General features: G+C 58.0%; 4 protein-coding genes. All 4 read left to right on the top strand.

Translation table 11 applies throughout. The features are described 5' to 3' along the window. Positions 1 to 308 precede the first annotated feature (308 nt). Genes Q0C28_RS16190 through Q0C28_RS16175 form a run of 4 tightly spaced genes read left to right on the top strand, consistent with a single transcriptional unit; the run spans position 309 to position 6,214 of the window. A complete protein-coding gene (locus Q0C28_RS16190; protein WP_293577339.1) occupies positions 309 to 2,087 on the top strand; it encodes an ABC transporter ATP-binding protein in 1,779 nt (592 codons plus the stop codon). Then, a complete protein-coding gene (locus Q0C28_RS16185) occupies positions 2,080 to 4,020 on the top strand; it encodes an ABC transporter substrate-binding protein (RefSeq protein ID WP_293577338.1) in 1,941 nt (646 codons plus the stop codon). Before Q0C28_RS16190 ends, Q0C28_RS16185 begins: the two co-directional genes overlap by 8 nt. Before the next feature lie 14 nt (positions 4,021 to 4,034). Next, on the top strand, positions 4,035 to 5,063 hold the full coding sequence (locus tag Q0C28_RS16180) for an ABC transporter permease (RefSeq protein ID WP_293577336.1): 1,029 nt from the start codon (positions 4,035 to 4,037) through the stop codon (positions 5,061 to 5,063). Then, complete coding sequence (locus Q0C28_RS16175) at positions 5,060 to 6,214, top strand: ABC transporter permease (RefSeq protein WP_293577334.1); 1,155 nt, start codon at positions 5,060 to 5,062, stop codon at positions 6,212 to 6,214. The genes Q0C28_RS16180 and Q0C28_RS16175 overlap by 4 nt, the downstream gene beginning before the upstream one ends. Positions 6,215 to 6,260 lie beyond the last annotated feature (46 nt).

The raw sequence follows: 6,260 nt of genomic DNA, 5'->3' as shown, positions 1-6,260 counted from the left end.
GGGCAAGACTGCCTTGATGAACTCCCACTCCAGATCGCTCATGTCCGAACGCGCCATTTTCACACCCCAGCATGTTGTTTTGCTGGAAATGAAGCACAAGCCAATACGAATGATAAGGAATTTATAGGTGTGCTGCCTAGCAAATCGGAGACAGGGTTGCTTTGTCGCAGGTGCTCAATTTTTCGACAGCGGCCTGTGAACGGTAGAAATCGCATTTGACTATTGACGGTCTGGCGCGCGAAGGTAGCCGAAAACAGGGAAGTGAAACGACAATGAATGCGCCCAAACGGCTCGGTGGTGGAAGGTAAATGTCCCCTCTGCTGACTGTTGAAAACCTTAGTATCGGGTTTGGCCGGGGTGAACCGGTTGTGCGGGACGTCAACTTTTCTGTGTCCCCAGGAGAAACGCTTGCGCTTGTCGGCGAGAGCGGCTCCGGCAAGACCATCACCTGCCGATCTGTGCTAAAAATTCTGCCCAAAGCGGCGGACATTCGCAGCGGCGCGTTGATATGGCGGGGCGCGCAGCAGACCGAGGAGCGGGATCTGCGGGGCCTCAACGAAAGCCAAATGCGCAAGATCCGCGGCAATGAGATCGCGATGATCTTTCAGGAGCCGATGCGGTCCCTGTCCCCGTTGCACCGTATCGGCAACCAGGTGGCAGAGGTGCTGTGGCTGCACCAGGGCCAAAGCGAGGCGAGCGCCAAGAAAACGGTGCTGGAGTGTTTTGAAAGGGTTGGTTTTCCCGACCCTGAGCGCACCTATAAGTCCTATCCGTTCGAGCTGTCCGGCGGCATGCGGCAACGCGCGATGATTGCCATGGCCATGGTGGCCAAACCGGATTTGTTGATTGCGGATGAACCGACAACTGCGCTGGATGTGACCACTCAGGCGCAGGTTCTGGGTCTGATGAAGGATCTGCAGCGCGAAACCGGCATGGCGATGATCCTGGTCACCCATGATCTTGGCGTCGTTGCCAATATGGCCGAACAGGTCGTCGTGATGCACAAAGGTCGGGTGATGGAAGCTGGCAGCGCCAAAGCCATTCTGGGCCAGCCAGCGCATCCTTACACCAAAGCCTTGTTCGACGCGGCGCCGCAAATTCCGGCAAAACCGAAGCTGGCGCCCACCCTGCCCCGTGACGATCTCATCCTTGATATGAAAGAGGTGTCCAAGACCTATACGTTGCGCGCAGGCAAGCGATGGTCGGCCCCCACTCAAATTCAGGCCTGCATCGGACTGAACCTGTCTGTCACGCGCGGCAAGACGCTGGCGATTGTTGGCGAGAGTGGCTCTGGCAAGACAACAGCTGCACGCATCGCACTTGGCGCTGAATTGCCCGATCCCGGTGGCGAGGTGCTGTTTCGGGCCAAGGCAGAACGCCGACAGATCAAAGTCCACGAAATGGACCGGGTCACGCGCACGGCGTTTCAGCGGTCTGCCCAAATGGTGTTTCAGGATCCCTATTCCTCTTTGTCACCCCGAATGCGGGTGCAAGATGCAATGGTCGAGCCCATGGAAATCCATCGCATCGGCGACCGCACCAGCCGCAAAGCGCGCGCAGCAGACATGCTGCGCCTTGTTGGCCTGTCACCCGACATGCTGCTGCGCTATCCGCATGCATTTTCCGGTGGGCAGCGTCAGCGCCTGTCGATTGCCCGCGCACTGATGCTGGATCCGTCGTTGATTGTTTGTGATGAGCCGACCTCAGCGCTGGACGTATCGGTGCAGGAACAGATCCTGCAACTCCTCGAAGAGATCCAGGAGCAGCGGAACCTGTCCTATCTGTTTATCAGCCATGATCTGGCCGTTGTGGCGCGGATCGCGGATGAGGTCGCTGTGATGCGCCGTGGGATGGTGGTGGAACAAGCGCCGCCAGATACATTGTTTTACAACCCACAACACCCCTACACCAAAGCTCTGATCGCGGCCCAACCCGAGCCCGATATTGCACGCCCCATCAATCTCAAACTGGTCGCTCAGGGAGCAGGATCTCCCGACAGTTGGCCGGATCGCTTCAAATTCTCCGACGTCACGGCGCCGCCGCTGGTGCAAGTGGAGCCTGGACATAAGGTACGCTGCCATGTTTAACCTGCGCATTTCACTCTCTGCATTGGTGAAAACAGCCACACTGGCCCCGCTGTTTGCATCTGCGGCAGCTGTGGTCGCATTGGCAGGCCCGACCGTTCAGGAGAGCGCTTTTTGGAGTGCTGAGGTCAGCTCTGGCGATTTACCCGCCGCCGCAGACCGGATCCCGGACACGCCCCTGGTGGTTGATCTGCAGGCCAAAGGCCGCACACTCGGCGAACAGGGCGGCACTCTGAACACCATGGTGACACGGTCGAAAGACATTCGTCAGATGGTTGTTTACGGCTATGCCCGCCTCGCAGGCTATGACGAGCAATATCAGCTGCAGCCGGACATCCTGCTTGGCTACGAGATCGAAGACAACCGCCGCTTCACTCTGAAACTGCGTCCCGGCCACCGCTGGTCAAATGGCGATCCGTTCACCTCGGCTGATTTCAAATACTGGTGGGAGGATGTGGCCAACAACCCCCTCCTGAACCCTACGGGCGCCCCCGATTACCTGCGGGTCAACGGTGAGCTGCCGACCGTCAGCTTTCCGGATGCGACAACGGTCGTTTATGAATGGTCAACCCCAAACCCGAGCTTCATGCATTCGCTGGCGCAGGCCGCGCCACCGTTTATCTACCGCCCGTCGGCCTATCTGAAACAGTTCCACGCCGACTATGCGGATGCTGAAAAACTGGCCGAAGAAGTCGATTACGCGCGGGTCAAAAGCTGGGCAGCGCTGCACAACAAACTCGACAATATGTATAAGTTCGACAATCACGAATTGCCGACCTTGCAGCCCTGGATCAACGCCACCTCCGGAAAGAAAATTCGCCACCAGTTCGTGCGAAACCCCTTCTACCACCGGATCGACAGCAACGGCGTGCAGCTGCCCTATATCGACACCGTCGAGATGGAGATCGTCGCAGGCGGGCTGGTCGCCGCCAAGACCAACGCCGGCGAAGCGGATCTGCAAGCCAGAGGCCTTGGGTTCCGCGACATTCCGATCCTGCGCAAAGGTGAAAGCGATGGGGCCGACTACAAAACCTATCTGTGGGGCAACGGAACTGCATCCCAGATTGCGATTTACCCCAACCTGAACGTGACGGACCCCACTTGGCGGCAGGTGTTGCGCGACAAAAAAGTGCGACAGGCTTTGTCGGTGGCGATCAATCGGGCAGGTATCAACAAAGCGCTGTATTTCAAACTGGCCAAACCCGGCGCCATGACGGTTCTGGAGGCAAGCCCGTTCTTTGATCCTGAGCTGCGCAAGAAACACGCACAATACGACCCTGAACTGGCCAACCGCCTTTTGGATGAAGCAGGGCTGACCGAGAAAAATGGCTACGGTATTCGCCTGCTCCCCGATGGTCGCCCGATGGAGCTGGTTGTCGAAACCGCCGGAGAGCGGCAAGAGGTTGAGAACGCGCTGCAGATCATTTCGGATGATTGGCAGGATGTCGGGGTCAAGCTGGTGATGCGGCCGCTGGACAGAGATATCTTGCGCAACCGCGTGTTCTCCGGCACCACCGCAGCCTCCGTTTGGTTCGGCTGGGACAATGGGTTGCCGCAGGTCTATACTTCACCGGCCTATCTCGCCCCCACCGATCAGGTTTTCCTGTCCTGGCCCAAATGGGGTCAGCACCACCAAACCGGTGGGGAGGTCGGCGAAGCCCCTGATCTGGCCCCTGCCAAACGCCTGATGGAGCTGTGGCGCAATTGGGAAACCGCAACTTCAGAGGCAGAGCGCACCGCCGCCTGGAACGAAATGCTGCAAATCCACGCCGAGGAGGTCTATGCCATTGGTGTGGTCGCTGGCGCGCCGCAGCCCGTTGTGGTCAGCAACCGCCTGCGCAATGTTCCGCAAAAGGGCATCTGGGCCTGGGATCCCGGCGCGCATTTCGGAATTTACCGCCCCGATGAATTCTATTTTGTCGACGGTCAGGGCTGAGAGGACAAATCCGGATGGAGATCCTGCGTTACGCCATTTACCGGCTGGGGACCATGCTGCTGACGCTGCTTGTGGTGTCCGTGCTGATCTTTGTCATCATCAACCTGCCGCCAGGGGATTATCTGTCCAACCAGATCGCCGAACTGCGGGCTTCGGGCCAGTCATCTGGCGTCGAAAAGGCAGAGTTCCTGCGCAAAGAATACGCTTTGGACAAACCGCTTTGGCAGCAATACATGATCTGGATGGGCTTCATGCCTGGCCCCCACGGGTTTTCCGGCATGATCCAGGGCAACTTTGGCTGGTCGTTCGAATTTGACCGCCCGGTGGCCGAAATCGTGGGTGAAAGCCTTTGGCTCACCGTTTTGGTCAATGTGGCAGCCGTTCTGTTTGTCTATCTCGTGGCTTTGCCGCTGGGCGTCTTGGCGGCGGCTCGGGCGCGAACCTGGGTGGATTATACCTCGGCCTTCGTGGGCTACCTTGGTCTTGCCACACCGAACTTTCTGCTTGCACTGATCCTGTTCTACTATGGCCACAAATACTTTGATCTGCCGATTGGCGGGTTGATGGATCCGGCCATGGAAGGGGAACCCATGAGCTGGGAAAAGGTCAAATCGATCCTGATCCACCTGATTGTCCCCACCTTCGTGATTGGCACATCTGGTGCCTCTGCCATGATGCAGAGATTGCGCGCCAATATGCTGGACGAACTGGGCAAACCCTATGTGGAAACGGCGGTTGCCAAAGGTCTGTCGCCCTCTCGGATGTTGACGAAATACCCGCTGCGCGTTGCGTTCAACCCATTTGTTGCCGATATCGGCAACCTCCTGCCCGCGATGATTTCCGGATCGGTTCTGGTTTCCGTGGTGCTGGGCCTGCAGACCATCGGGCCCACCTTGCTGACCGCGTTGAAGACCCAGGACATGTTCCTCAGCGGCTTTGTCTTGATGTTTGTGGCCCTGCTGACGCTGATCGGAACAATGATTTCGGATGTCCTGCTGGTCATGCTTGACCCGCGGATCCGCTATGAGGAGCGGCAACGATGAGCGACAGACCCGATGACCGCTACGTCGACAGCGCGCCGTTTGATATGGCCGCGTCGGTCAAGGAACTGGAGCGTAAGGATTTGGATGCGCCCAATTGGGTTCTGGTCTGGCGCAAGTTCAAAACCCACAAGCTGGGCCTGACGTCTGGCATTTTTCTGCTGGTCTGCTACCTGCTGCTGCCCTTTGTCGGCTTTTTGGCCCCCTATGGGCCGAATGATCGCGACAGCGAACACATCTATTCGCCGCCCCAGTCGGTGCATATCTTCCACGAAGGCAGTCTGCGGGCGCCGTTCATCTACCCGATGACCTCGGAAGCGGATCTGGAAACCTTTCAATGGGTGTTCAAACCGGATCTGAACAACCCGCAAGCACTGCAATTTTTCTGCGAAGGGACCGAATACAGGATCGCTGGACTGATCCCGTCATCGACGCATTTGTTCTGCGCACCAGAGGGTGCAACATTGTTCCTGTGGGGGTCTGACCGACTGGGGCGCGATGTGTTCAGCCGCATCCTGTATGGGGCTCAGTTGTCGCTGACTGTTGGCCTGATCGGCATCACCGTGTCTTTTGTCCTCGGCATTTTCTTCGGATCCTTGGCGGGCTATTTCGGCGGCAAACTGGATTGGACCATCAATCGGATGATCGAGGTTCTGCGCTCTTTGCCCGAGCTGCCACTTTGGCTGGCGCTGTCCGCGGCTGTGCCGTCAAACTGGTCACCTGTGGCGGTGTTCTTCATCATCTCGGTCATTTTGGGCATTCTGGACTGGCCCGGCTTGGCCAGGTCAGTACGGGCGAAATTCCTGTCACTGCGCGAAGAAGAATATGTGCGCGCCGCAGAAATGATGGGGGCGTCCTCCGGTCGCGTGATCCGCAAGCATCTGTTGCCGAACTTCACGTCACATCTGATCGCGTCTGCGGCCTTGTCGATCCCGGCGATGATCCTCGGGGAAACCGCGCTGTCGTTCCTTGGCCTTGGGCTCAGAGCGCCTGCGGTCAGTTGGGGCGTGATGCTCAATGACGCGCAGAACCTTGCGTCCATCGAAATCTATCCATGGACCGCCATTCCGATGCTGCCCATCGTTGTGGTTGTTCTGGCGTTCAATTTCCTTGGAGATGGGTTGCGCGACAGTCTTGATCCCTATCAGCAATAAGCCAGCCAAGAGCAAAGCCAACCAGATCGGCTTACATCACGCGCTG

The organism is Phaeobacter sp., from assembly GCF_022825805.1.
Taxonomy (GTDB): domain Bacteria; phylum Pseudomonadota; class Alphaproteobacteria; order Rhodobacterales; family Rhodobacteraceae; genus Phaeobacter.
The sequence above is the reverse complement of the archived record's forward strand: the minus strand, read 5'-3'. Positions and strand labels throughout refer to the sequence as shown.

Bases quoted from the DNA above. Each gene is read 5' to 3' on its own strand.
- Q0C28_RS16175 (WP_293577334.1), top strand. From the start codon at position 5,060: ATGAGCGACAGACCCGATGACCGCTACGTCGACAGCGCGCCGTTTGAT.
- Q0C28_RS16185 (WP_293577338.1), top strand. From the start codon at position 2,080: ATGTTTAACCTGCGCATTTCACTCTCTGCATTGGTGAAAACAGCCACA.
- Q0C28_RS16180 (WP_293577336.1), top strand. From the start codon at position 4,035: ATGGAGATCCTGCGTTACGCCATTTACCGGCTGGGGACCATGCTGCTG.
- Q0C28_RS16190 (WP_293577339.1), top strand. From the start codon at position 309: ATGTCCCCTCTGCTGACTGTTGAAAACCTTAGTATCGGGTTTGGCCGG.